At 62.9% G+C, this 25,163-nt stretch carries 20 protein-coding genes and 1 tRNA gene; 5 read left to right on the plus strand and 16 right to left on the minus strand.

Translation table 11 applies throughout. The annotated features are described in order from the left end of the window. Positions 1-7 precede the first annotated feature (7 nt). From ROE7235_RS03630 to ROE7235_RS03650, 5 genes are all read right to left on the minus strand, one after another. Positions 8-1,564, minus strand: a complete 1,557-nt coding sequence (locus ROE7235_RS03630; RefSeq protein WP_121093406.1) for an ABC transporter substrate-binding protein — start codon at positions 1,562-1,564, stop codon at positions 8-10. 186 nt (positions 1,565-1,750) lie between these two features. Further along, positions 1,751-2,590, minus strand: a complete 840-nt coding sequence (locus ROE7235_RS03635; RefSeq protein ID WP_121093407.1) for a 3-oxoadipate:acetyl-CoA acetyltransferase — start codon at positions 2,588-2,590, stop codon at positions 1,751-1,753. Between the two features lie 72 nt (positions 2,591-2,662). Next, positions 2,663-3,751, minus strand: a complete 1,089-nt coding sequence (locus tag ROE7235_RS03640) for a glycosyl transferase family 90 (protein ID WP_147434163.1) — start codon at positions 3,749-3,751, stop codon at positions 2,663-2,665. Positions 3,752-3,844: 93 nt separating this feature from the next. Then, positions 3,845-3,918: transfer RNA gene (locus ROE7235_RS03645), tRNA-Gly, on the minus strand. An 89-nt stretch (positions 3,919-4,007) separates the two neighbouring features. Then, the gene (locus ROE7235_RS03650; RefSeq protein WP_121093312.1) at positions 4,008-4,967 is read right to left on the minus strand and encodes an acetyl-CoA carboxylase carboxyltransferase subunit alpha; all 960 of its coding nucleotides are present in this window, start codon (positions 4,965-4,967) and stop codon (positions 4,008-4,010) included. 119 nt (positions 4,968-5,086) lie between these two features. On the opposite strand from ROE7235_RS03650, the gene ROE7235_RS03655 reads away from it, so the two are divergent. After that, positions 5,087-6,565, plus strand: coding sequence for a Y-family DNA polymerase (locus ROE7235_RS03655; RefSeq protein WP_121093313.1), 1,479 nt, complete (start codon positions 5,087-5,089; stop codon positions 6,563-6,565). Here the strand turns inward: ROE7235_RS03655 and ROE7235_RS03660 are convergent. The 6 genes from ROE7235_RS03660 to ROE7235_RS03685 all read right to left on the minus strand — a co-directional run bounded on the left by ROE7235_RS03660 (position 6,547) and on the right by ROE7235_RS03685 (position 13,969). Beyond that, positions 6,547-8,358, minus strand: a complete 1,812-nt coding sequence (locus ROE7235_RS03660; protein WP_245963870.1) for an ABC transporter ATP-binding protein — start codon at positions 8,356-8,358, stop codon at positions 6,547-6,549. The two genes, ROE7235_RS03655 and ROE7235_RS03660, sit on opposite strands and share 19 nt — an antisense overlap. A gap of 71 nt (positions 8,359-8,429) precedes the next feature. Continuing rightward, on the minus strand, positions 8,430-8,849 hold the full coding sequence (locus tag ROE7235_RS03665) for a curlin (protein WP_121093314.1): 420 nt from the start codon (positions 8,847-8,849) through the stop codon (positions 8,430-8,432). Between the two features lie 27 nt (positions 8,850-8,876). Next, positions 8,877-9,257, minus strand: a complete 381-nt coding sequence (gene csgH, locus ROE7235_RS03670) for a curli-like amyloid fiber formation chaperone CsgH (protein WP_121093315.1) — start codon at positions 9,255-9,257, stop codon at positions 8,877-8,879. Positions 9,258-9,323: 66 nt separating this feature from the next. After that, positions 9,324-9,758, minus strand: a complete 435-nt coding sequence (locus tag ROE7235_RS03675) for a hypothetical protein (RefSeq protein ID WP_121093316.1) — start codon at positions 9,756-9,758, stop codon at positions 9,324-9,326. A 187-nt stretch (positions 9,759-9,945) separates the two neighbouring features. Further along, entirely contained in the window at positions 9,946-13,386 is a 3,441-nt protein-coding gene (mfd, locus tag ROE7235_RS03680; RefSeq protein WP_121093317.1) for a transcription-repair coupling factor, read from the minus strand. A gap of 55 nt (positions 13,387-13,441) precedes the next feature. After that, positions 13,442-13,969, minus strand: a complete 528-nt coding sequence (locus tag ROE7235_RS03685; RefSeq protein ID WP_121093318.1) for a component of SufBCD complex — start codon at positions 13,967-13,969, stop codon at positions 13,442-13,444. A gap of 216 nt (positions 13,970-14,185) precedes the next feature. Here ROE7235_RS03685 and gap point away from each other — a divergent pair, with 216 nt between their 5' ends. Next, positions 14,186-15,190 carry a type I glyceraldehyde-3-phosphate dehydrogenase gene (gene gap, locus ROE7235_RS03690; protein WP_121093319.1) on the plus strand — a complete coding sequence of 335 codons (1,005 nt, stop codon included), beginning with the start codon at positions 14,186-14,188 and terminating at the stop codon, positions 15,188-15,190. A gap of 71 nt (positions 15,191-15,261) precedes the next feature. Here the strand turns inward: gap and ROE7235_RS03695 are convergent, their stop codons facing one another. Then, positions 15,262-16,920 carry a thiamine pyrophosphate-binding protein gene (locus ROE7235_RS03695; RefSeq protein ID WP_183073309.1) on the minus strand — a complete coding sequence of 553 codons (1,659 nt, stop codon included), beginning with the start codon at positions 16,918-16,920 and terminating at the stop codon, positions 15,262-15,264. 113 nt (positions 16,921-17,033) lie between these two features. Here ROE7235_RS03695 and ROE7235_RS03700 point away from each other — a divergent pair, with 113 nt between their 5' ends. After that, complete coding sequence (locus ROE7235_RS03700; RefSeq protein ID WP_121093410.1) at positions 17,034-17,579, plus strand: NADPH-dependent FMN reductase; 546 nt, start codon at positions 17,034-17,036, stop codon at positions 17,577-17,579. On the opposite strand, the gene olsA is transcribed toward ROE7235_RS03700, so the two are convergent. From olsA to ROE7235_RS20505, 3 genes are all read right to left on the minus strand, one after another. Beyond that, on the minus strand, positions 17,576-18,391 hold the full coding sequence (gene olsA / locus ROE7235_RS03705) for a lyso-ornithine lipid O-acyltransferase (protein ID WP_121093320.1): 816 nt from the start codon (positions 18,389-18,391) through the stop codon (positions 17,576-17,578). The genes ROE7235_RS03700 and olsA overlap by 4 nt on opposite strands. Further along, positions 18,388-19,161 (minus strand): L-ornithine N(alpha)-acyltransferase, encoded by a 774-nt coding sequence (olsB, locus tag ROE7235_RS03710; RefSeq protein WP_121093321.1) that lies wholly within the window; start codon positions 19,159-19,161, stop codon positions 18,388-18,390. Before olsB ends, olsA begins: the two co-directional genes overlap by 4 nt. A gap of 112 nt (positions 19,162-19,273) precedes the next feature. Then, positions 19,274-19,435: a DUF3553 domain-containing protein gene (locus ROE7235_RS20505; protein ID WP_245963872.1), complete on the minus strand. Its 162-nt coding sequence runs from the start codon at positions 19,433-19,435 to the stop codon at positions 19,274-19,276. Between the two features lie 63 nt (positions 19,436-19,498). Between ROE7235_RS20505 and ROE7235_RS03720 the strand changes: the two genes are divergently transcribed. Beyond that, complete coding sequence (locus ROE7235_RS03720; RefSeq protein ID WP_245963871.1) at positions 19,499-20,107, plus strand: histidine phosphotransferase family protein; 609 nt, start codon at positions 19,499-19,501, stop codon at positions 20,105-20,107. Between the two features lie 101 nt (positions 20,108-20,208). Then, the gene (locus ROE7235_RS03725; protein ID WP_121093323.1) at positions 20,209-20,481 is read left to right on the plus strand and encodes a YMGG-like glycine zipper-containing protein; all 273 of its coding nucleotides are present in this window, start codon (positions 20,209-20,211) and stop codon (positions 20,479-20,481) included. Positions 20,482-20,609: 128 nt separating this feature from the next. Here the strand turns inward: ROE7235_RS03725 and gltB are convergent, their stop codons facing one another. Further along, positions 20,610-25,148, minus strand: coding sequence for a glutamate synthase large subunit (gltB, locus tag ROE7235_RS03730; RefSeq protein WP_121093324.1), 4,539 nt, complete (start codon positions 25,146-25,148; stop codon positions 20,610-20,612). Between the last annotated feature and the right edge of the window lie 15 nt (positions 25,149-25,163).

Raw genomic sequence — 25,163 nt, forward strand, 5'->3', positions numbered from 1 at the left:
TCAAGGATCAGTCAAAGGTGACATCGGCCATCGAAGGCTGGTTCTCCGGGTGAACCGGCAGGTTGATCCCGTCGCGCATGGCATAGGCCAGCGTCTGGTTGTGGATCGGCAGGAACACGCGGTCTTCCTGCAACTGCGCCCAAACCTCTGCAATCATGGCGTCACGCGCTTCGAGGTCGGTTTCGGTTGCCATGGCCTGTACCAGCGCATCCACTTCGGCGTTGGAATAGCGCGAGCCGTTCCAGCCGCCGCGTGCGCCCTCGGTCGAGTGCACAAGGAAATCGAACACATACTGGCTGTCGAAGGTCGGAACGCCCCAGCCCAGCAGGTAGAAATCCGTTTCGCGGTTCTGGATAAGCGGGAAATGCATGGACCGGGTCTGCGACACCAGATTGGCGTCAATCCCGATCCGGGCCAGCATCCCGACCAGCGCCTGAGAGATCGCTTCGTCGTTCAGGTAACGGTCATTGGGCGTGTGCAGATCGACCGAGAAGCCATCGGCATAGCCTGCTTCTGCCATCAATTCCTGCGCGCGCGCAATATCTGGTGCAGCGTAGGCGTCCAGTTCTTCGGTCCAACCGTTGACGAAGGGAGGCATGGTCACACCCGTGGGCAGCGACTGTCCGCGCATCACGACCTGCTGAATGGCATCACGGTCGGTCGCCAGATGCATCGCTTCACGCACCATCGGGTTGGCGAAGGGGTTGCCGTCGACGCTGGCGGTCAGAAGGTCTTCGGACCCCATGTCATAGGCGAAAAAGATTGTCCGGTTCTCGGGGCCGAATTCGACCTTGATACCGTCCGTCTGCTCCAGCCGCTGGATGTCTTGCACCGGCACGTCCTGCACGATGTCCACTTCGCCCGACAGCAGGGCGGCGACACGCGTCGCGGCTTCGGCAATCGGGGTGTAGATGATTTCGGTCACTTCGGGCGCGTCACCCCAATGCCCGTCGAACACTTCCAGAACGGTGCGCACTTCTGGGTCACGCTCGACCAGCGTGTAAGGGCCGGTGCCGTTGGCGTTGCGCACGGCAAAGTTTTCTTCCCCGGCGGCAAAATCCTGCGCAGTCAGCGCGTCATTCGCTTCGGCCCAGGCGCGGGACATGATGAACGTGTTGGTCAGGTTCTGCACATAAAGCGGTGCAGGCCCTTCGGTCTTGATATGGACGGTCATGTCATCGGGTGCCGTAACCTCGACCACGCCGGCATGAAGACCCTTCATGTCCGACGTTTCGCCCCGCGCACGGTTCAGCGAAAAGACAACGTCATCTGCGGTCAGCGCGGTGCCGTCATGGAAGGTCACGCCGTCACGCAGGGTAAAGACCCAGACCGTGCTGTCATCGGGGTGGATGCCCCATTCGACGGCCAGACGCGGGGTCAGCGAGCCATCGGTGGCGCGGCCTACCAGCGTTTCATAGATATGATGCGCCAAGGTATGCGTGGGGCCTTCGTTCTGGCTGTGCGGGTCCAGCGTCAGCGCGTCACCGACGCGCGCCCAGCGGATGGTTTCGGCGCTTGCCGCCGCCAGCCCAAGGCCCAGCGCAAGTGCAGAGACAGAGGCCATACGCAACGCGCCACCAAGGCCCGTGCGGAAAGAAATGGCAGTCATGTTCATTCTCCCAAGTCGTTTTAGTTATTGGTCCCTGCGCGGCGGGCCGTGGCCAACGCGCGCGGAATGGTCACAGGTTGCCAGCACAAATCCCTCAAGTCGAGAGGGAAAGGCAATTTCGCCACGTAACGCAGTGGCGGGTCACGCTAGGGGCGTCGGACGCAGCCCAAGAATGCGCCGCGCTTGGGCAGGTGTCGCCACGGGTCGGTCGTATTTTGCGCATAGGTCCACCGTGCGCGCGACCAGTGCCGCGTTCGAGGGCGCAAGCGTCGCACGGTCCAGCCGGACATTGTCTTCCAGCCCCGTGCGGGTGTGGCCGCCACGCGCGATAGCCCATTCATTGACCACGATCTGCCCTGCCCCAATGCCAGCGGCACACCATAGCGCATCGGGGGCGTAGCGGTTCAGGGTCTCTATGTAGAAATCAAGCACCCGCTCGTCCACGGGCATCGCGTTCTTCACACCCATCACGAACTGCACATAAAGCGGGCGCGGCAGGCGACCGTCATCGGCCATAAGCGCGGCCTGAATGATGTGCGACAGGTCGAACGCCTCTATTTCGGGCATCACGTCATGGGCGCGCATTTCCGAGGCCAGCCAACCGACAAGATCGGGCGGGTTTTCATAGACCCGCGTGGGGAAGTTGTTCGACCCGACCGATAGTGACGCCATATCGGGCCGCAACGGCAACATGCCCCCCCGCGCGGCCCCCGCCCCCGACCGCCCGCCGGTGGAAAGCTGCACGATCATGCCGGGGCAATGCTGCGCGATCCCGTCCATCAGTGCCGCGAACCGGTCTGGGTCCGAACTTGGCGTGCCGTCATCATTGCGGACATGGCAATGCGCGATGGCCGCGCCCGCCTCGTAGGCGGCATGTGTGCTCTCGACCTGTTCTGCCACCGTAATCGGCACTGCGGGGTTATCGGCCTTTGTCGGGACAGACCCGGTGATCGCCACGGCGATGATGCAGGGTTGCGCCATGTCTGCTGCTTTCTTGGTCATTTTGCGCAATTTGGGTCAGAACACAGGCGAGGTTCAAGTCCTTTCGCCGCGTCACGGTGTGATCGCGCGGTAATGCTCATACACCGCCCGCAAGTGCAGATCGCGCAAACGCGCATCGCCCAACAAGGTGCAGACCTCTTTCGCGCGCGCCACGATGGCTTTGCATTCGGCAGGGTTCGCGCGTGCCCAGTCCAGCTTTTCGTCCAGATCGGTCAGGAAAGGGGCCAGCGGGATGTAATGCTCCCACGGGCGGATCGCGTTTGAATAGAACAGCTCCCACCCGTCTTCTTCGCGCAGCACAACCGAATTGCTATCGAGTGCGGGAATAAAATTGGACCCGGTGTCATTGCCACGAATGCTCAGAATATAGCGAAATTGGCGTTGCCATGACATGGGCTGCCGCGGCTTGACCACATGTCCCAGCTTCCTCCGCCGGAACAGCGCCGTCGTCGTGTCGTCACATGTCAGGCCAACATCGAAATCGGGATGGGCGGCGTAGCGATGCACCAGCCCGAAGCGCGTGTTGCGGCGCAAATAGGCCACGATGGACGCCACCTCTGCGGGGGTTTTCGCTGCGTCCAGATCGGCCAGCAATTGCCGCGTGTTGCGAGGGCCAGAGGGAAGCGCGCGCGGATTGCCCGACAGCGCCCCGCGCCAGACAACCGCATCCGACTTGTCATCGAAAGCAATCGTGTCTGGCGGGGTTTTGCCCAGAAAGCGTTGTGTTCCAAGATCATGATAGCGCGGCAACGGCAATAGCACGATATTTTCCGCCTCTGGCCTGCGGCAATAGCATAAAACGGGCGCGGGCAACGGGTGTGCGGGCCGACCAAGGGTCCGGGCATCTTGCAGGTCCATATGCACCCAACCCCGTGCGCCAATCGCCTGCAGCGCACTCAGCGTGCCCAGATTGCGCAAAGGTTTATGGCCCTTCTCCACTTCGGACCAGCGGCCCCATTTGCGGCGGAACGGTCCCGGCGCGCCATCGCGGTCACGCGTTGTGCCGTGTTTGAAATCTGCGCTGATGAACATGATCGAACAGCGCCCGAACCCGTCCTGCCCCAGCGGGCCGCGGCGCCCCTGCGAACCGCTGACCAACTGGTCCAAAAACGCCTGCTCGGTATTGGATAGCCGTGTCACGCGCGCCTGCTGTCATTGCCCAGATGCACAGTTTGCCCCAAAGCCACGGCAACCGAAAGCCGCCATTTCCACCGCGCATTTTGCTGCAAAAACTGGAGCGGGTAGCGGGAATCGAACCCGCACTTCAGGCTTGGGAAGCCGGCGCGCTACCACTACACCATACCCGCTCTGGCACGGCGGATAGCATTATTTGCCCAAAGGCCACAAGCCGATTCTAGGTCTGGCCGATGCAAATGCATGCGTTTGCGAATGGCACTCAGGCGGCAAGACCCTTGGTGCCCATATCCAGAAACTTGCGCTGACGGTCGCGGCGCAGTTTGGCTGGGCTCTTGCCTTCCATCTCTGCCAACATGGCGGAAATCGCGCTGCCCACAGCGCGCACGGTGGCGTCAGGATCGCGTTGCGCGCCCCCCATGGGTTCGGGGATAACGCGGTCGATCACGGCCAGTTTCAGCAGGTCTTGCGCCGTCAGACGCAAAGCTTCGGCGGCTTCGCGCATCTTTTCGGCGTCTTTCCACAGGATCGACGCGCACCCCTCGGGGCTGATGACCGAATAGACCGAATGCTCCAACATGGCGATGCGGTTCGCCGTGGATAGCGCGACCGCGCCACCAGAGCCCCCCTCGCCAATGATGACTGACACCATCGGCACCCCAAGCGACAGGCATTTCTGGGTGCAACGCGCGATGGCTTCGGCCTGCCCGCGTTCTTCCGCGCCCTTGCCGGGGTAGGCGCCGGGCGTATCCACAAGCGTGACCACAGGCAGCCGGAAACGGTCGGCCATATCCATCAGTCGGATCGCCTTGCGGTAGCCTTCGGGGCGGGCCATGCCGAAATTGCGGCGCAACCGGCTTTGCGTGTCATGCCCCTTTTCTTGCCCGATCACCATGACAGGGCGGTCGTTCAGCCGTGCCAGCCCGCCGATGATCGCCTCGTCCTCGGCAAAACCACGGTCGCCCGCGAGCGGCGTGAATTCGTCGAACAGGGCTTCGATATAGCGTTTGCAATGCGGGCGGTCGGGATGGCGCGCGACTTGGCATTTGCGCCACGGGCTAAGAGATTTATACAAATCCACCAGCATTTTCTGCGCCTTGGCATCAAGGGCGGCTGCCTCTTTCTCGATCTGCACATCGGGGTTTGCGGCGGCCATGGCGCGCAGCTCTGTCGCCTTGCCTTCAATCTCGGCCAATGGCTTTTCGAATTCGAGATAGTTCATCACCCACTCCAACGCAGTTTGCAGGGATATGCGGTATCGAGACGCAATTTGCAATGCACCTGCTGCTCGACCGTCTTGCGCAAGTCGTGTAGAACATATCAGGAACATCTGGAATCATCATGCCCACCCAACGCCGTATCATCGTGATCTGGCTGCCCCGCCTGCAATCGGACCTTGCCTTGCGCCGCTTGGCGCTGGACGCGCCTTTCGCCATGATCGAACGGCAGCGCGGGGCGGAACGGCTGGTCTGCCTGAACATGCAAGCCGAAGCGCTGGGGCTGGCGCGGGGTATGGGGCTGGCCGATGCGCGCGCGCTGTGCCCGGACCTGCTGACCCGGCCCGCAGATACCCACCGCACCGCGCAGGCGCAGGAATCCCTGCGCCGCTGGGCGTTGCGGTACTGTCCTTGGGCGGCCTGTGACGGGGCGGACGGGCTGGCGCTGGATATCTCTGGCGCGGCGCATCTGCTGGGCGGCGAAGACGCCTTGCTGGACGATCTGCTGGCGCGGCTGGCGCGCATGGGGTTCACCGCGCGCGCAGGGCTGGCCGATACGCGCGGCGCGGCTTGGGCCATGGCGCATGTCGGGCCGGGGGGGATTGTCCCGCCCGGTGGCGCGCGCGCCGCCCTTGGGCCGCTGCCACTCGCCGCGTTACGCCTGCCCACCAAAACGCTGGCCGCGCTGGAACGGCTGGGCCTGCGCCATGTCCGCGATCTGGCACAGATGCCGCGCGCGCCGCTTGCCCGCCGGTTTGGCGCAGAGATGTTGCAACGACTGGATCAGGCCATGGGCGACCTGCCAGAGCCGGTGGCGCCCCCGCCCCCCGCGCCGGTCTTTGCCGTGCGGATGTCGTTGCCCGACCCGATTGGCCTGTTGGGCGATCTGCACGCGGGGCTGACGCGGCTGCTGGAACGGCTTTGCCAGCATTTGCACCGGTCAGAGCTGGGCGCGCGGCGGTTGGTGCTGGACCTGTCGCGCGTTGACGGGCATTCGGTGCGGCTGGAAATCCGTCTTGCCCGGCCCATGCGGGACGCGGACGGTATCGCGCCGCTGTTTGACCGCGCGCTGGACGGGGTGGATGCGGGCTATGGCATCGACGGCATGCGCCTGAGCGCACCCGAGACAGCCCCCCTGCCCTTGCAGCAGGTCACGACCGGCGGCGCACGCGCGCAAGACGATCTGGCCGATCTGCTGTCGCGCCTGAGCAACCGTCTGGGGTTCGAGCATGTGCAGCGCCTGCTGCCCGCCGACAGCCATATCCCGGAAAAGGCGTTTACCGTGGCAGCCGCCGCTTATAGCGACGCCGCAGCCGACTGGCCACGCCCGCGCGCTCCGCGCCCGCTGACGCTGTTTGCACCCGAACCCATCGCGGGTAGCGGGCGCGCGGTGCCGCGTCGGTTCAAATGGCGGGGGCAGACATGGCAGGTCGTGGCGGCCACGGGGCCAGAGCGCATAACCCCCGAATGGTGGCTGGACGATCCGAACTGGCGGTCCGGCCTGCGCGACTATTGGCGGGTGCAGACGGATCGCGGCGCACGGCTGTGGCTGTTTCACACGCCGCAACGCGACGGATGGTGCGTTCAGGGCGAATTCGCCTGATCGTGACCGCCCCCGTCATCCTGCCCGAACTGGATGGCATAAAGCCGCGCATAGGCCCCGCCATGGGCCAGCAATTCGTCATGCGTGCCCTGTTCCACCACGCGGCCCCGGTCCATGACCACGATCTTGTCGGCGCGCCGCACGGTGGATAGGCGGTGCGCGATCACCAAGGTGGTGCGCCCCTGCGCCAGTCGGTCGAGCGCGGCTTGCACCAACGCCTCGGATTTCGCGTCAAGCGCGCTGGTCGCTTCATCCAGCAACAGGATCGGCGCATTGCGCAACAGCGCGCGCGCAATCGCAACACGCTGGCGCTGGCCACCCGAAAGTGACGACCCGCGCGGCCCCGCAAGCGTGTCCAGACCCTGCGGCAAGCCGGTCAGAAAATCGGCCACATGCGCGTCCTGCAACGCGGCCTGAAGCGCCGCATCCGACACCTCGCCCGCACCAAGGGTGACGTTGTCGCGGATCGTTTCGTCAAACAGCGCGCTGTCCTGACTGACCACGGAAAACAACCCGCGCAGTTCCCCAAGGTCCATGGCCCGCACATCGTGACCCCCGATCAGAACCGCGCCCGATTGCACATCGGCCAGTCGTGTCAGCAAAGTGAAACTCGTGGTCTTGCCAGCCCCCGACGGCCCGACAATGGCGGTTGTCTGCCCGGCCTCTGCCACAAGCGACAGATCGCGCAACACCAGCGTTTCGTCATAGCCAAAAGCGACATCGCGCAGCTCTACACGGGCGGCGTCGCGCACGGGCACTGGCGCGTGCGGTGGCGCGGGGCTGACCACCTTGGGCGTAATCTGCAACAGCGCATGCGTGCGCTCCAGCGAGGCGAGGATATTCTGCCATTCCGCCGACAAAGCCGACAAGCGGCGCATCGGGTCAAAAAGCAGGCCCAGCGCGGTAAAGAACGACATGAACTGCCCCACGGTGCGCGTGCCCTCTATGATCTGGAAACCTCCGACCACCAGCACCAGCGCGAACCCGATCGCGGCGCCGAAATCCATCACCGTGCTGACAGAAGCCTGGCCCACGGCGGCGCGGGTGGCCTTGCGGGCAAAGACCTTCATGATCTGGCGAAAGCGGCCCAGTTCCTGTGCCTCTGTGCCCGTCAGCTGGATGGTGGCGATGCCATGAAAAGCCTCGTCCAGCCGGTTCGAGCTGTCGGCGGCCGCCAGCCGCGCCTCGCGCGAGCGGCGACGGATCAGCCGCTGAAGGGCCATAATCGGCAGCACGATCAAGGGAATGGCTATAATCGCGGACAGCGTCCATTGCCACGCGGTCCAAAGCGCGACCCCCAGCAACACCACCACCGCCGCACCGTCGCGGCCCAGACCAGTAATGAACCCGTTGAAGACCCGGCGCATGGCTTCGGAATCGCCGCGCACCCGTTCGATCAGCACGCCGGGCGCGTTCAGCTTGAAAAAGCCCTGATCGAGCGTGGCCAAATGCGCCAGCAAGGTGCCTTGCAATTCCGCCGTGGCCTTCTCGGACAGCCACGCCATCACGGATTTATGCACCAGCCGCGCCAGTCCGCGCCCAAAGAAAACGCAAGCCATGGCCAGCGCCACAAAGACAACCCGCCCCCTGTCGCCCTCGACCAGCACATCGTCGAACATGGGCTGCACGAGATAGCTGAACGCCCCCAGCATCGCGGCTTCCAGCACCATGAACGCGACGGCCAGCCCGATATAGGGCATCCGTTTGGCGATAAACCCATGCCATAGCCAACGCGCAACGATCCGGTCGTTGCGCGATTGGTCTTTGCGGTTGGCTTGGGGTGCGGCGGGCAAGGCGAACTCTGGTCAGGGGTATATCGCGCGTAGCCATAGCGGCATTGTGCCCATTGGGACAAGCCCGCTTGTCACCGGCTGAATTGCAGCAATATCCCGGCCTGACCGCCATGTTGTGCAACATCGGCATGGGCGCCGTCGCCGAATTGCAAGATAACCTGCGAATTGTTGCCACCCTGTTGCGACAGGTTGGCGCTGTGGTTGCGCCCCTGCTGGTGGATGATTCCGCGATTGTTGCCGCCTGATTGGGCCAGTGCCGCCGCATGGTTGCGCCCGACCTGCCGGATATCGGCGCCGGAGCGGATATCGCGGTGGATCGAGTAGAGTGTGATCGCGGTATTGAGCGCGCGGGCCTCTTGCGCGTTTTGGGCATTCAGCGACAACGACAGGCTGCCCGCCTGCGCCGCCCCTATTGGCGCTAGCGCCAGCCCGGCGACCAAGGCGGCCGCCAGCTTGCGGGATGTGCGGGAATGAGTGTGACATAGGGTCATGGGTTTTCCTTTCACGATGGGTTCGGGTTACAGGCTGAGCGTGGTGCAGGTCTTGCGCGCGCCGGCTGCCTCCAGCACCAGTTCGGCGCTGATATCGCGAGGGCGCGCGGCAAAGGTGGCTTTGCCAAGGACGCTGCGTTGGCCCGGTTCGAGGTGGAACGCGCCGCCCTGTCGAAGTGTCGTGCGCCCGCCCGTGCCCAGCTGCTCGACCGTCAGCGCGTAAGTGCCATGGGCGCCTTGGCGCGCCTGCGCTTCGGCCAGAAGGGTGACGGTCCGCCCGCTTTGCGACAGGTGCAAGGCGCAGACCAGCGCCTCTGGCGGCGGAGTGTCATGTGATGTTGCAAGGCTGGCGGTGGACACCGCACCCGCAATCACCACGGCTGCGGCGGTATAGGGAATGAGGGACATATCAATGCCTCCGTTTGGGTCAAAAGCTCGCGCGGGCCGGGGGGGGCTTACCCCCCCGGCGCGATGTCATTCCTGAATAATCAGCACGACATTGCCGCTGCCCGCCTGTGTGGCATTGGCGGTATTGCCGCGTCCCGTCTGGATGACGCCGACGGCGTTGCGGTTGCCAGACTGGGTGACGGTGGCGTCATTCTGGCGCCCCATTTGCGCGACACCGACAATGTTGCGCCGCCCGTTTTGGAGCGTGTCGGCCACATTGTCCCGACCGGACTGGCCCACGACCACGCGGTTGCGTGCGCCGTCCTGCGTATTCAGCGACAGGTTGCCCCGCCCACGCTGGGTGATGCTGACACGTTGGTGGTGGCCGGTTTGCGCAATCGCGCCGGAATTGTCGCGGCCCCATTGGTCGATCAGCACACGGTTCGACCCCGCGCTTGCGGGCAGCGTGGCAAGGGTCAGGACCATGGCGCAGGCCGTCGTGGTAAATTTCAAAAAGGTCATGTCAGGTGCTCCGTAGCAGATTGATCTGAAAGGCCCGTTCAAGGGCTGCGGGTGATCCGCAAAACCAACCTGGTTCGGAAGCTGCACGCCGCTCAATATCACAGCGGCGTCAGCCCATGACGGGCCGACGTTATTGGATGACATCGACCCAATACTTTGTTTCTAATAGAAATATATAATGCGCTGCCTAGCTGCCAGCTTTTGCCGCCATATCACGGGCGATGGCAAAGGCCCCGCGCACGCGCTCTTTCTCTGTGTCCCAATCGCGGCGCACGACAATCTTGTTGTCGCGAATCTTGGCCAGACCTTTCTGGTCCTGCATGAATTCGACCAAACCGGCAGGATTGGGAAACTTGTCATTGTGGAACTGGATGGTGGCACCCTTCGGACCGCAATCGAATTTCGCAATACCCGCCCGCTTGCATTCGGCCTTGATGCGCATGACGGCCAACAGCGTGTTCACCTCGCGCGGGAGCTTGCCGAAACGGTCGATCAGCTCTGCGGCAAAGCCCTCCAGCTCGACCTTGGTGGTCAGGCCGGACAGGCGACGATACAAGCCCAAGCGGACATCCAGATCGGGCACATAGGGCTCGGGAATCAGAACCGGCACGCCCAGATTGATCTGCGGCGCCCACTGCCCGTCCAGATCATCGACCGAGGAAATCTCGCCAGACCGGATCTTGGCGATCGTTTCCTCTAGCATTTGTTGGTAAAGTTCATAGCCCACTTCCTTGATGTGGCCGGACTGCTCTTCGCCCAGAATGTTGCCCGCACCGCGCAAATCCATGTCATGGCTGGCCAGGTTGAACCCCGCGCCAAGGCTGTCGAGGCTGGCCAAAAGCTTCAGCCGCCGTTCGGCTTGCGGGGTCAGCGGCGCGCGCGGCTTGGTGGTCAGGAAGCAATAGGCGCGGGTTTTCGACCGGCCCACGCGGCCCCGGATCTGATACAACTGCGCCAGCCCGAACATATCGGCGCGGTGAACGATCATGGTGTTCGCGCGCGGAATATCTAGGCCCGATTCGACAATACTGGTGGCCAGAAGCACGTCGTATTTGCCGTCATAAAAGGCGTTCATCCGTTCATCCAGATCGCCCGCCGCCATCTGGCCGTTCGCGGTCACGAAACTGACTTCAGGCACATGAGTGCGCAGGAACTCTTCCAATTCGGGCAGATCGGCAATCCGCGGGGTCACGAAGAACGTCTGCCCACCGCGATAATGCTCGCGCAGGATCGCCTCTCGCAGCGTCAGCGTATCGAATTCCGACACATATGTGCGGATTGCCAGACGGTCCACGGGGGGCGTCTGGATGATCGACAGGTCGCGCACGCCGGTCAGCGACAGTTGCAGCGTGCGCGGGATGGGCGTGGCGGTCAGCGTCAGCACATGCACATCAGAGCGCAGTTCTTTCAGGCGTTCCTTGTGGCTAACGCCGAAATGTTGTTCCTCATCTATCACCAGCAGGCCCAGATTGGCGAATTTCACCGATGCCGCCAGCAGCGCATGAGTGCCGATGACAATATCCACCGTGCCCTTGTTGATCCCGTCGCGTGTCGCCGCGGCATCCTTGGCAGAGACGAACCGCGACAGGGGCCGCACATTGATCGGGAAACCCCGGAACCGGTCCGCAAATGTCTTGAAATGCTGCCGCGCGAGCAGCGTGGTCGGTGCGATAACGGCCACCTGAACGCCGGACATGGCGGCGATGAAGGCCGCGCGCATGGCGACTTCGGTTTTGCCGAAGCCCACATCGCCGACGACAAGCCGGTCCATTGGGCAACCGCTTTCGAAATCCTCAACCACATCCGCGATGGCATTCAACTGGTCGTCGGTTTCGGCATAGGGAAAACGGGCAAGGAATTCATCCCACATCCCGTCGGGCGCGGTGAATTCCGGCGCTTTGCGCAACTGGCGTTCCGCCGCGATGCGGATCAGCTTGTCGGCAATCTCGCGGATGCGTTGCTTCAGCTTGGCTTTCTTGGCTTGCCACGCGCCGCCGCCCAGCTTGTCGAGCAATCCCTCTTCATGCCCGTAGCGCGACAGAAGCTCGATGTTTTCCACCGGCAGGAACAACCTGTCGCCACCTGCATATTCCAGCGCGATACACTCATGCGGCGCGCCCATGGCGGTGATGGTGTCCAGCCCTGTGTAGCGGCCCACGCCATGATCGACATGCACGATCAGATCGCCCGGCGAGAGGGTCTGCGCTTCGGTCAGGAAGTTCTCGGCCTTTTTGCGGCGGGTCTTGCGGCTGACAAGACGGTCGCCCAGCACATCCTGTTCGGAAACAACCGTCAGATCGGGTGCCTCGAACCCTGCCTCCAGCGGCCAGATGGCAAGGTATAGCCCATCCTTGCTCGACCCCATGTCGCGCGCGGTGGCGATGTCTTGTGCAGCCCCCGCGCCATGATCCTCGAGCAACCCGCGCAAGCGTTCGCGCGCACCCTCGGAATGGGTGGCGACAACCACACGGCCCGACTGGCGGCGCGCGGTGATATGCTCTGCCAGCGCATCGAACACATTGGCACCCGACTGCCGCTCGGGGGCAAAACTGCGCCCCATGCGCCCGCCCGCGTCCAGCACCCCCGGCCCCGGTGCGGCGGGCGCGGCTTGCAGGCGGATAACGCGGCGGGGGGCAAGGGCTGCGTCCCATGCGGGCGCGTCCAGATACAGCAGGTCCGGCGGGCAGGGTTTATAGACCGTATCCATGCGCCCCTTGGCACTCATCGCTTCGCGGCGCGCATCATACTGGTCGGCAATGCTGTCCCATCGGGCGGCGCGCAATGTGTCGGATTGCTCGTCCAGCACCAGCGCGGCCTGCGGCAGGTAATCGAACAGCGTCGCCATATCGGCATGGAAGAAGGGCAACCAATGCTCCATCCCCTGATGCTTGCGCCCCGCACTCACGGCCTCATATAGCGGGTCGTCATTGCCTGCCGCCCCGAATTCGACCCTGTAGTTCTGCCGGAACCGCGTGATCGCAGCCTGATCCAGAATGATCTCGGACACTGGCGCGAATTCCACCCTTTGCAGCTTTTCTAGGCTTCGCTGCGTTGCCGGGTCGAACCGGCGCGCACCGTCCAGCACATCGCCGAACAGGTCCAGCCGGACAGGGCCGCTTTCACCCGGTGGGTAGATGTCGAAAATGCCACCCCGAATGGCATAGTCGCCCGGTTCCGAGACTGTGGGCGCTTGGGCAAATCCCATGCGCACCAACCAGTCGCGCAAGCCACCTTCATCCAGCCGTTTGCCAACCGTGGCCTGAAACGACGCCTCTGCCACAACCGACGGTGTCGGCACATATTGCGTGGCCGCCGCGAGCGTTGTCAGCACCACGAACCGCCCCGGTACGCCATGCGCCAATGCGGCCAGCGTGGCCATGCGGGCTGCCGATATATCGGGATTGGGCGAGACACGGTCGAAGGGCAGACAATCCCACGCAGGAAACCGCAGCACCGTCACCTCTGGCGCGGCAAAGGCCAGCGCCTGCGCCATCGCCTCGGCCCGCTTGTCATCGCGCGCCACATGAATCAGGGGGTCCTCGCCGCGCTCCAGCTCGCGCATGAGCAGCGTTGCATCATAACCCTCGGGCGCGCCGCCCATGATGATCCGGGAAGGAGCGTTGGTCATCGTTAAAGTTCGTGTCCTTGAAGCATGGCAGTTTTCCGGACCGGGCGCGCGCGCCTCACAGGCTTAACACCGTGGCGCTCATGACATGCAACATGCCCCAAACCGCGGTCACGAAGATCGCGACGACCCCGATCAACTGCACCAAAAGCCGGTGGCGCAGCAATGCGCGTTGCAGGCGATCATCCCGCATGTTGTCGTGCTCTATCCGAAACGCAAGCCGGACTGCCAAAAATTGCGTCAGCACGAGCGGAAGAAACAAAAGGAACAAGGCTTGTGCGAATTCAATCGCTTGCCCGAATGCCATTATACACACCGCCGTCAGCACCATGACCTGAAAGCCCAAGACCCAATGTCCGGCCCGACGTACAACGGTCAGACGGCGGCGGACGAAAATGCCGACGATCGTGTTCAGATCCTCTGCCGCCTCGCCACCTTTGCGGCGCGCTTTGACAATCAGGTCATACGGGGCGCCCATGATGGTCTGAGAGGCGGATGACCACGCCAGCGCCAGCACGATCCAGAACCAGACAGACGAAAACGACCGCATGTCGATCAGATCACGGATGTTGTCCAGAAGTGCCAAGGCGCGTTACTTTCAAATCCTGTCGGCAATCCGGTTAGCCGCTGTCTGCTGGTTTTGCAATGCCGCCCCCGTTGCACATGTCGTGACCGGCCCGTGCCTGTGGTTGCGCTATCACGCCAAGATTGCGCTAACGCCTGACAAACACACGGTTTTCGCCCTTTTTTCGCCCCTACCCCAAAGGTATACCGCCCGCAACCAGATTGCGGAGAGATCACAATGACCATCACCATCGGGATTAACGGCTTTGGGCGGATCGGGCGTTGCACCTTGGCTCATATCGCAGAGAGCGCGCGCAACGATGTCGAGGTGGTCAAGATCAACGCCACCGGCCCAATCGAGACGAATGCACATCTGCTGAAATACGACAGCGTGCATGGCCGCTTCCCCGGCAATATCCGGGTTGAGGGCGACACGCTCGACCTGGGTCGTGGACCTATCAAGGTGATGTCCACCTACGAACCCGAAGAGCTTGACTGGGGCGGCGTGGATGTGGTGCTTGAATGCACCGGCAAATTCAATGACCGTGACCGCGCTGCCGTGCATCTGGGCCGTGGCGCCAGCCGTGTGCTGGTGTCGGCGCCCGCGAAGAATGCCGATGCGACGATCGTTTACGGCGTGAACCACCGCAGCCTGACCTCGGAACAGCTTGTTGTGTCGAACGGGTCGTGCACCACCAACTGCCTTGCCCCCCTTGCGAAGGTGCTGAACGATGCCATCGGCATCGAGGCAGGCATCATGACCACGGTCCACAGCTATACCGGCGACCAGCCAACGCTGGACCGCCGCCACAAGGACTTGTATCGCGCGCGTGCCGCAGCGATGGCGATGATCCCGACATCGACCGGCGCTGCCAAAGCCTTGGGCGAGGTGCTGCCGGAACTGGCGGGCAAGCTGGATGGCACATCCTTGCGCGTGCCGACCCCGAATGTCAGCGCAGTGGACCTGACCTTTCAGGCAGGCCGTGACGTGACGGTCGCAGAGGTGAACGAGATCATGCGCAAAGCCTCGGAAGGGTCCATGGGCGCAGTTCTGGCCTATGATCCCGAGCCGAAAGTTTCGATCGACTTCAACCATACCCCGCATTCGTCCATCTTCGCGCCCGACCAGACCAAGGTCGTGGGCGGGCGCACCGTGCGCGTGCTGGCGTGGTATGACAACGAATGGGGCTTTTCATGCCGCATGGCCGATGTCGCCGCGGCAATGGGTCGGCTGATCCACTAAGCACCGCAGCGCCCAGCGCTTTATGCGGTGGCCTTGGGCCGCCGCTTTTCGTTTAATGAAGCGTGTTCTGGTCAGGCTTTCGCCAAGGCCCGCGCGCCCTCTATCGTCAGCCCCGGCGATAGCGCATCGGGGTCCAGCACCAGTTCGATCACCGCAGGCAGGTCTGCCGCCAGCGCACGCTCCAGCGCAGGCGCGAACTCCTCAGTGCGGGTCACGCATTCGCCATGCGCACCGTAGGCCCGCGCCAAAGCGGCGTAATCGGGGTTGAACAATTGCGTGCCGCTCACGCGCCCCGGATAGGTCTTCTCCTGATGCATCCGGATCGTGCCGTATTGCCCGTTGTTGCAGACGATCACGACCACATTCGCGCCGTACTGGCGGGCCGTGGACATCTCGTTCAACGTCATCTGGAAGCACCCGTCACCGGCCACGCAGACGACCGCGCGGTCAGGATGTTCCAGCTTGGCCGAGATCGCGGCTGGAAAGCCGTAGCCCATCGACCCCGAAGTCGGCGCCAGATGCCCCGGAAAGGCGCGCGCGCGCAGGTAGCGGTGCAGGAACGCCGCGTAATTGCCCGCGCCGTTGGTAATGATGGCATCATCCGCCAGCAGGTCGGACAGACTGCAAAATATCTGTTCCAGCTTCACGGCGCCCGGCGTTTCGCGCGGGGTGATCCAGTCCAGATAGTCGGCGCGTGCCGCCTGCGTCCATGCCGCCCAGTCCGGCCGCGCGGGCGGGTCGCGACGCGCCAGACGCGCAAGCACATCGACAGCAGGGGCCGCAAGACCCAGATCGGGGCGGAACACGCGGCCCAATTCGTCGGGGTCGGGATGAATATGGATGATCGTCTTGCCGGGAGCTGCCGGGTCGACATAGTCATAACTGCCGGTCGCAATATCGCCGAGGCGAGAGCCGATCACCAACAGGCAATCCGCCTCGCGCAGGCGCGCGGCCAGTTTGGGGTTCATCCCGACCGACAGATCGCCCGCATAATTGGGGTGGCGGTTGTCGATACGGTCCATCCGCCGGAAGGTGGCACAAACGGGCAAGCCGAACCCTTCGGCAAAGCGCGCAAGGTCTTGGGCAGCTTGCGCCGACCAGACCGACCCGCCCGCAATCACCAACGGACGCTTGGCGCGGCAAAGCAATTGCAACACCGCGTCGATCTGGTCACTACAGACCGACGGCGGCATAGGGGCGACAGCGGGCAGATCCGGCACATCGGCGCGCGCCGACAGCATGTTTTCGGGCAAGGCCAGCACAACAGGACCGGGGCGACCAGATTGGGCGACATGGAAAGCGCGGCTGATGTATTCGGGCAGCCGGTCGATCTGGTCGACCTCTGCCGCCCATTTCGCCAGCGGGCCGAATACGGCGCGATAATCCACCTCTTGGAATGCCTCTCGGTCACGGTGGCGATTGTCGATCTGGCCCACGAACAGAATGAGTGGCGTTGAATCCTGCTTGGCGACATGGATACCGCTCGACCCGTTCGTCGCACCCGGCCCGCGCGTGACAAAGGCAACGCCGGGTTGGCCCGTCAGCTTGGCGTGGGCTTCGGCCATCATCACCGCGCCGCCCTCGTGGCGGCAAACGACATTCTCGATCCCGGACTCGTGCAGCCCGTCCAAAGCTGCCAGAAAGCTCTCTCCCGGCACAGAAAACACGCGGCGCACCCCCTGCGCTTTCAACTGGTCCACAAGGATTTGTCCGCCGTGGCGATCGGTCATCATCTGTCCTTTGTCTTGCTTGGTTCCGAAATTGCGCGAAACCCGGCTTGCGCGCAAGCGGTTGCCTTGGTCATGAACACCCTTACCTAAGGGACGCAATGGAAAGGACAACCATGACAGACCTGACACTTCTCGGCCTATGCGGGTCGCTACGCGCCGACAGCTTCAACCGCAAGCTCATGCATGCCAGCGCGCAAGCTTTCGGCCCGTCAAATTTCATCGAAGGCGACCTGAACCTGCCTCTATTCAACGAAGATCTGGAAGCGCAGGGCATGCCCGACGCCGTGACCCGGCTGAAAGAGCAGGTAAAAGCTGCGGATGCCGTTGTCATTGCTTGCCCCGAATACAACAAGGCCCCGCCGGGCGTGCTGAAAAACGCGCTCGACTGGATAAGCCGGGGCGGGCAACCGTGGACGGGCAAACCGGTCGCGCTGGTCTCTGCCGCAGCCGGTCGCGCGGGCGGCGAACGCACGCAATTCGCGTTGCGGCTGATGATGGTCCCGTTCCGCCCGCTGATCTTGCAGGGGCCAGAGATGCTGGTCGCCGGACCCAAGGATCATTTTGACGCAAACGGCGCATTGGTGACAGAAAGCTATCAAACCCTGCTGGCAGATTTGATGGCCGCGTTGCGCAAGGCCGCCGAAGACGCGAAAGCCTAGCCGGACGCAAACCCCGCGCGCACCAATGCTTCGCATTGGCTGGACAGCGTCTTGCGGGTCTGGCCCGCGCAGACAACAGGCGGGTGGCAGGTTACCGTCACCCGCCCCTGCCGACCTTGCCCCAGAATGCGCAGGAAGTGGCTGGCGAAATCCATGCCACCCCACCAGCCATAAAACCGCGGGTCGGTGTTTTCGGGGACGTGGTAGCGCAAAGAGACGGGTTGCACCGCCAGCCCCTTGGGCATGTCAGGTGCCAGAAATGCCTGAAACAGCGTCGCCTTGAACGGCAGCACCAGGGTGCTGTCGGTGCTGGTGCCTTCAGGGAAGAACACCAAGCGATGGCCGCGCCGGAATTCTGCCGCCAGAACGCCGGTTTGCGCCTGTGCCTCTCGGCGGTCGCGGCGAATGAACACCGTGCCCACCAACCGCGCCAGATGGCCGATGCCGGGCCAGCCCGCGACCTCTGATTTTGCCACAAACTGCACGGGGGCCGTGGCCCCCAGCACGAAAATGTCGAGCCATGACGCGTGATTGGCAACCAGCGCGCCCCGCCCCATTGGGACCGTCCCGCGCAATTCCACGCGAACCCCGATGACCGAGAGCAAAAAGCGGCAATAAAGCCGCATGACGCGAGGGGACAATCGGCGCGCGCCCGCATGGGTGACATACTCTGCCATGCGGGCCAAGACCAAGGCCAACAGCGTCGGCACCAGACCCAAGGCAAGAACCGCAAGCCGCAAAAACGCGCGGCGACGCTCTGCCGTGCTCAAGTCCGTAGAGGGCGGCGGTATCGACGAATCCCAAGTGCTCATCCCGTTCGCCCCACGAAAGCTTGTGCATGACGGCTCAGACGGGCGGCATCCAGAATGATGCACACATCCGTGGTGTTGAATGCATGGTCGACAAATGCCCCTTCGCCAATGGTCGCACCAAGCCGGAGGTAGCTGCGAATCAATGGCGGGATGCCTTCTCGCGCGGCGGTCAGGTCAAGCGCGTCGGCGGGCAGGATATGATCCAGATGGCAGGGACGCGCGCGCACCCGCAACTCTGGCGCGGCAAGATGGGTGTGATGCAACCAACTTAGCGGCTGCGCCAGAGCGGTCAGATCTGTGCCGGGAAAGCTGGCCGCCCCGAACAGAATCTCAATGTGCCGCGCCGTCGCATAGTCCGCCAGCGCCTGCCACATCAGCAGCATTGCCATCCCGCCGCGATAGGCCGGGGCGACGCAAGAGCGCCCCAGTTCCAGCAAGCGCCGACCGGAATTGCGCAGGGGCGCTAGGTCGAATTCGCCATCGCTATAAAACCGCCCCTCCGGCCCAAGGCGGTCGCCCGGCAACAGGCGGTATGCGCCGACAATCTGGCCTTCGCACGCGTTGTCAATCAGCAACAAATGGTCAAAATACGGGTCAAACGCATCCCGCTCCAGTTTTGCGGTATGATCCACCAGCGGGCCGTCGCCGCCCAACTCTTCGACGAATACGCGGTAGCGCAGCCCCTGTGCCGCGCGCAGGTCTTCTGCGCTTGCGGCAAGCCGCGTCGACAGGCTGCCCGCCTTCGGCTTTAGGTATGACGCTGGCCCCATCCCGTTTCAGTCCTGTCCCGATTGCGCCGTCTGCGCTTAATCCAAAGCGACCGATGCGTTCAAGCGAAACAGTTTGTTTCGCGTTCGATCATTGTGCGCACGTCTGGGTTGTTTAATGCTCATCATCAACGTTCCAGACAACCTCCAGAGGAACCATGGTCGCGTTAATCACTTGTTTGCCCATCTCTGCGAAATTCACAGTCACGATATCGCCGACGCGCGATTGCACCTGCCCAAGCCCCCAATCGGGATGGGCGGGGCAGCGCACGAACATTCCCGGTTCAAGTATATGATGCGACACCGCTTTCCCCCACAAGTTTCCGCAAGCGCGGCGCAGATGCCGCACGAACCCGACCTGCCTGCTCTGGTCGCAGCCCGAATCTGCCATGACCTTATCAGCCCGCTGGGGGCCATAGGCAATGGGGTCGAACTGCTGGAGATGGCCAATTCAACCGGCGGTCCGGAACTGGAGCTGGTGCGCGAAAGCGTGCAACAGGCACAGGCGCGCATCAGGCTGTTCCGCATTGCCTTTGGCAGCGTGCGCGCGGACCAGACCATCGGCGCGGACGAATTGCAGGGCATCTTGCGGGACTATTGTGCACAGCTTCGGTTCGATCTGGATTGGACGCCCGCGCCAAGCCAACCCAAACCTCTTGTCAAGCTGGGGCTCTTGGCGCTGCTATGCCTGGAATGCGCCCTTCCCTATGGGGGGCATGCGGTCTGTGCATTTTCTGACACGGGTCTTCACATCACGGCACGCGCGGAGAAACCGAAACTGGATAGTGCGCTTTGGACACCAATAGCAGACGGCGGCCCATGGCCCGACGGCCTGCGCGCAGCGCATGTGCAGTTCCCACTTTTGGCGCAAGAAGCGGCTGCGCAAGGCCTAACGCTTGCCGTAACCGTGCGGGCGGACGGGGTGGATTTGCAAATTACCGCCGATTGACGCAATCGTGCCCAGCCGGTGCGCACGATCCGATGACAGATGCGCAAAAGCTGATAAACTAAGTGCTTCGGATATCGGGCAAGGCCCGGGAAGGAGAGCAGATGACAAAATTCGCAAGCGTCGCCATTCTGGCGGCAGGACTGGCCCTTTCGGGCTGCCAGATGACCTCGACCGAGCGTCAGGTCACGGGTGGCGTGCTGGGTGCCGCTGGTGGTTTGGCCGCTGCCAACCTGCTGGGTGCCAACACCAACTGGGCCATAATAGGCACGGTCGCAGGGGCCGCCGCAGGCACCTTGCTGGCGCGCAACACGGAAACTGGCACTTGTGCCTATGCGCGCGGCGACGGCACCTATTACGAGGCGGCTTGCCCGTAACAGCCCGGGAGCGATATGACTAGAATGGCAAAAGCCCCGCATCTGCGGGGCTTTTTATTTTTGGCCAGGTCTGGGCGCGCAGCCACCGCCGCGCGCCCGAATTTGAGTGGCGAAGACAACCGCCAGACCTATTCGGCTGGCATGGCCGCTTGATCATGGCTGATCGGGTGCGGCAGATGCACCAGCATTTCTTTCGGGCAAACCTGCACGAAATGCACACGCTCGCGGTCCCAGTTGCGCAAGATATCCTCGGAGCGCGACGACCCCGTTTCTTCTGCATGACGGGCGATCAGACCACGCAACTCGGCATCCCAATGCTCTACGGTCACGGGACAGGTCACAAGGGTTTCCATGTTGATCAGGTCCTCGGTTTCGCCCTCCGGGTCATACAGGTAAGCCATGCCCCCAGTCATACCCGCGCCGAAATTGGCACCGATGCTGCCAAGAATGACCGCCACGCCGCCGGTCATGTATTCGCACCCGTTGGAACCGCAGCCCTCAATCACGACCTGAGCGCCAGAGTTGCGCACCGCAAACCGCTCGCCCGCACGGCCCGCCGCGAACAAGTAACCGTCGGTCGCGCCATACAGCACCGTGTTGCCGATGATCGTATTGTCTTGGGTGACAAGGGGCGAGGACATGCGGGGGCGCACCACGACCGTACCGCCCGACAGCCCTTTGCCGACATAGTCATTGGCATCGCCAAAGACCTCGATCTTCAGGCCCGGCGCCGCGAATGCGCCCAGAGATTGCCCTGCGCTGCCGGTCAGTTTCACCGTCAGGTGGTCGGGTTGCAGGCTGTTGCGCATACCAAAGCGTTTCACGATATGGCTGGACGCGCGCGTTCCCACGGTGCGGTGCGTGTTTTCCACCGCATAGGACAGTTGCATCTTTTCGCCTTCTTCGTAGAAGCGCGCGGCATCGCGGATGATCTCGGCATCCAGCGTATCCGGCACCGCGTTGCGCGGCTTCTCGCGGTCGTAGCGGATCTGGTCCGCGCCATCGACGGTCAGCAGCAGCGGGTTCAGGTCCAGATCATCCAGATGCGCCGCACCCCGGCTGACCTGCGTCAGCAGGTCGGCGCGCCCGATCACCTCATCAAGGCTCCGCGCCCCGATTTCGGCCAAGATCTCCCGCACTTCCTGCGCGTAGAACGTGATCAGGTTTACCACCTTGTCGGCATTGCCGGTGAACTTTTCACGCAGGCTTTCGTCTTGCGTGCAGACGCCCACCGGACAGGTATTCGACTGGCACTGGCGCACCATGATGCAGCCCATCGCGATCAGCGCGGCGGTGCCGATGCCGTATTCCTCGGCCCCCATCATCGCGGCCATGACAATGTCGCGCCCCGTGCGCAATCCGCCATCGGTCCGCAGCGTCACCCGCTCGCGCAGCTTGTTCATGGCCAGAACCTGATGCGCTTCGGTCAGCCCCATCTCCCATGGCAGGCCCGCGTATTTGATGGACGTGCCGGGGCTGGCACCGGTGCCGCCATTATGGCCCGAAATCAGGATCGTGTCCGCCTTGGCCTTGGCCACACCGGCGGCAATCGTGCCCACGCCCGATTGCGCCACCAGTTTGACCGTGACCTTCACGCGCGGGTTGATCTGCTTGAGGTCATAGATCAGCTGCGCAAGGTCTTCGATCGAGTAAATGTCATGATGCGGCGGCGGCGAAATCAGCGTCACACCCGGCGTCGAATGCCGCAGCCGTGCGATCAGCTTTGTCACCTTCATGCCCGGAAGCTGGCCACCCTCACCCGGTTTCGCTCCTTGGGCAACCTTGATTTCCAACTCTTCGCAAGCGTTCAGGTATTCCGCGGTCACGCCAAAGCGGCCAGAGGCCACCTGCTTGATCTTGGCACAGGGGTTGTCGCCATTGGGCAGCGGGTGCGCGTGGGCCGGATCTTCACCACCTTCACCGCTGTCGGATTTCGCGCCGATGCGGTTCATGGCGATGTTCAGCGTCATATGCGCTTCGGGCGACAGCGCGCCCAAGCTCATACCGGGCGTGACAAACCGCTTGCGGATAGAGGTGATGGATTCCACCTCTTCCAACGGAATGGCACGGCCCAAGGGCTTGATGTCCAACAGGTCACGCAGATGGATCGGATCGCGCGAGGTCATGGCCTTGGCATATTGCTTCCACAACGCGTAGCTGGAATTGTTGCAGGCCTGTTGCAGCAGGTGCATGTTGGTGGCTTCCCAAGCGTGCTTTTCGCCAGAGCGGCGCATCTTGTAGAACCCGCCGATGGGCAGCACATCCTGCCCGCCGCGCCAGCCTTTGGCGTGCACCTCTTCCAGTTTCATCTGGATACCGTGCAGACCGATGCCGGAAATCCGGCTCGGCATTCCGGGGAAGTATTCGGCAACCATGGCGCGGCTCAGGCCCACGGCCTCGAAATTCAGCCCGCCACGATAGGACGAGATGACCGAAATCCCCATCTTGGACATGATTTTCAACAGACCAAGGTCGATAGCCGCGCGGTAGCGGCGCATCGCCTCTATCAGCGGGCCGTCGATCAGGTTTCTGTCGATCCGGTCGGCAATGGTTTCCTGCGCCAGATAGGCGTTGACCGTGGTCGCACCGGACCCGATCAGCACCGCGAAATAATGCGGGTCGATACATTCGGCAGAGCGCACATTGATGGAGCAGAAGGTCCGCAGCCCCTTGCGTGTCAGCCAGCTATGCACGGCGCTGGTCGCAAGGATCATCGGCATCGCGACCTTGTCGGCGGATTGGTGTTCATCCGTCAGCACCAGATGGCCTGCGCCAGAGCGCACGGCATCCTCCGCCTCGGCCCGAATGCGTTCCAGACCGTCGCGCAGCGCATCTTCGCCCGCGCCTGCAGGGAAGGTGCAGTCGATGAACGAGACCTGGTCGCCAAATTCACGGACCATCTCGGCAAATTCGCCATTGGCCACAAAGGGGCTTTCCAGCACCAGAATTTCGGTCTGGCTGCTTTCCTCGTCCAGCACGTTTTTCAGGTTGCCGAAGCGGGTCTTCAGGCTCATGACGCGGTATTCGCGCAAGCTGTCGATTGCGGGGTTCGTCACCTGGCTAAAGTTCTGGCGGAAGAAATGCGACAGCGGGCGATAGACCTTGGACAGCACCGCAGAGGGTGTATCGTCGCCCATCGACGCAATCATTTCCTTGCCGTCCTCGGCCATCGGGGCCAGAACCTGCTCTATTTCTTCAATAGAATAACCAGCGGCCACCTGACGGCGGCGCAGGTCCGCCTTCTCCATCTGGCGGGATTCGGGTACATCGTGCAGCTTTTCATTCAGCTCGACGATCTTTTCGTTCCAGTCGCCGAATGGCTGATGCGCTGCCAGTTTATCCTTCAACTCGACATCGTGATACAGTTTGCCGTCGGTCATATCGACCGCGATCATCTGGCCCGGCCCAAGTGCGCCCTTTTCGCGCACGGACAGTTCATCGACCACGACCATGCCAATTTCCGACCCTGCAATCAGCATGTTGTCGCCGGTCACGACATAGCGCATCGGGCGCAGGCCGTTGCGGTCCAGACCCGCGCAGACCCAGCGACCATCGGTCATGGCCAAGGCGGCGGGGCCGTCCCACGGTTCCATCACCGAATTGCAGTAGGAATACATGTCGCGCCACGCTTCGGGCATCTCGACGGCGGTTTTGGACCACGCTTCGGGCACCAGCATGGTTTTCGCCATGGGCGCGTTGCGGCCCGCGCGGACCAGAACCTCGAACACCGAATCCAGCGCCGCCGAATCCGATGCGCCGGACGCGACGATGGGCTTGATATCTTCGGCCATCTCGCCAAAGGCACCCGATGCCATGCGGATCTCATGGCTTTTCAACCAGTTCAGGTTGCCTTTCAGCGTATTGATCTCGCCGTTATGGGCCAGCATGCGGAAAGGCTGCGCCAGCCACCATTGCGGGAACGTATTGGTCGAATAGCGCTGATGATAAATCGCAAAGGCGCTTTCGAACCGCTCGTCTGCCAGATCGGGGTAGAATTCGGCGACCTGCTCGGCCAGCATCATCCCCTTGTAGATGATCGACCGGCAGGACAGCGAACACATGTAAAAACCGGTGATCCCGGCGGCGCTGATCGCTTTTTCAATCCGGCGGCGGATGACATACAGTTCGCGCTCGAACGTCTCTTCATCGGTGCCCTTGGTGTTACGGATCAGGATTTGTTCAATCTCTGGCCGCGTCGCATTCGCCTTCTCGCCCAGACAGGACACGCTGACGGGCACATGGCGCCAACCATAGATCGCGTAGCCCATCCGCAGCACTTCGGTTTCCACGATGGTCCGCGAACGTTCCTGCGCGTTAAAATCCGTGCGCGGCAAAAACACCTGCCCCACGGCCATAAGCTGGTCATGCGCGGGCTCATGGCCCGTGCGGCGGATCGCGTCGTAGAAAAACGACACGGGGATTTGCACATGGATGCCCGCGCCGTCGCCGGTTTTACCGTCGGCATCGACCGCACCGCGGTGCCAGATGGCTTTCAGCGCCTCGATCCCGTTTTCCACCACCTTGCGCGACGGCTTGCCGTCCAGCGATACCACAAGCCCCACGCCGCAGGACGAATGCTCGTCCTCGTCGCGATACAGGCTGTGTTCGGACATGTAGGCACGGTTGGCTTCTTCGCGGGCGGCCCATGCGTCATCATACTTGGTCATGTCGTTTCCCTTTCA

Origin of the sequence: Roseinatronobacter ekhonensis (assembly GCF_900499075.1) — a bacterium.
In the GTDB taxonomy this organism is placed as follows: domain Bacteria; phylum Pseudomonadota; class Alphaproteobacteria; order Rhodobacterales; family Rhodobacteraceae; genus Roseinatronobacter; species Roseinatronobacter ekhonensis.

Bases quoted from the DNA above. Each gene is read 5' to 3' on its own strand.
- ROE7235_RS03630 (WP_121093406.1), bottom strand. From the start codon at position 1,564: ATGGCCTCTGTCTCTGCACTTGCGCTGGGCCTTGGGCTGGCGGCGGCA.
- ROE7235_RS03635 (WP_121093407.1), bottom strand. From the start codon at position 2,590: ATGGCGCAACCCTGCATCATCGCCGTGGCGATCACCGGGTCTGTCCCG.
- ROE7235_RS03650 (WP_121093312.1), bottom strand. From the start codon at position 4,967: ATGAACTATCTCGAATTCGAAAAGCCATTGGCCGAGATTGAAGGCAAG.
- ROE7235_RS03655 (WP_121093313.1), top strand. From the start codon at position 5,087: ATGCCCACCCAACGCCGTATCATCGTGATCTGGCTGCCCCGCCTGCAA.
- ROE7235_RS03665 (WP_121093314.1), bottom strand. From the start codon at position 8,849: ATGACCCTATGTCACACTCATTCCCGCACATCCCGCAAGCTGGCGGCC.
- csgH (WP_121093315.1), bottom strand. From the start codon at position 9,257: ATGTCCCTCATTCCCTATACCGCCGCAGCCGTGGTGATTGCGGGTGCG.
- ROE7235_RS03675 (WP_121093316.1), bottom strand. From the start codon at position 9,758: ATGACCTTTTTGAAATTTACCACGACGGCCTGCGCCATGGTCCTGACC.
- mfd (WP_121093317.1), bottom strand. From the start codon at position 13,386: ATGACCAACGCTCCTTCCCGGATCATCATGGGCGGCGCGCCCGAGGGT.
- gap (WP_121093319.1), top strand. From the start codon at position 14,186: ATGACCATCACCATCGGGATTAACGGCTTTGGGCGGATCGGGCGTTGC.
- ROE7235_RS03695 (WP_183073309.1), bottom strand. From the start codon at position 16,920: ATGACCGATCGCCACGGCGGACAAATCCTTGTGGACCAGTTGAAAGCG.
- ROE7235_RS03700 (WP_121093410.1), top strand. From the start codon at position 17,034: ATGACAGACCTGACACTTCTCGGCCTATGCGGGTCGCTACGCGCCGAC.
- olsA (WP_121093320.1), bottom strand. From the start codon at position 18,391: ATGAGCACTTGGGATTCGTCGATACCGCCGCCCTCTACGGACTTGAGC.
- olsB (WP_121093321.1), bottom strand. From the start codon at position 19,161: ATGGGGCCAGCGTCATACCTAAAGCCGAAGGCGGGCAGCCTGTCGACG.
- ROE7235_RS20505 (WP_245963872.1), bottom strand. From the start codon at position 19,435: ATGTTCGTGCGCTGCCCCGCCCATCCCGATTGGGGGCTTGGGCAGGTG.
- ROE7235_RS03720 (WP_245963871.1), top strand. From the start codon at position 19,499: ATGCCGCACGAACCCGACCTGCCTGCTCTGGTCGCAGCCCGAATCTGC.
- ROE7235_RS03725 (WP_121093323.1), top strand. From the start codon at position 20,209: ATGACAAAATTCGCAAGCGTCGCCATTCTGGCGGCAGGACTGGCCCTT.
- gltB (WP_121093324.1), bottom strand. From the start codon at position 25,148: ATGACCAAGTATGATGACGCATGGGCCGCCCGCGAAGAAGCCAACCGT.